The organism is Micromonospora sp. NPDC018662, from assembly GCF_044391475.1.
GTDB lineage: Bacteria > Actinomycetota > Actinomycetes > Mycobacteriales > Micromonosporaceae > Micromonospora.
Genome location: NZ_JBISAC010000006.1, coordinates 206,014 through 206,231 on the forward strand (window position 1 = coordinate 206,014; position 218 = coordinate 206,231).

Here is a 218-nt window from a genome sequence, read left to right on the forward strand (position 1 = left end):
CAGGTCTCACTTACGGTGAGGAAGGTAATTGCCTGGCCAGACGCGTCACAACCCCTAGGACGCCCCTAGGGTCGCCCCTAGCTGGGAGGCCGCCGCGAGGCGCGCAGGCTGGGCCGGTACGACGCCACCGGCGGCCCGGCCGGACCGGTCGCGGTGGCGTCCGCAATGCCCCCGCGACCGGTGGTGCCGCAGCGCCCCACAATGGCGCGCGAATTCGT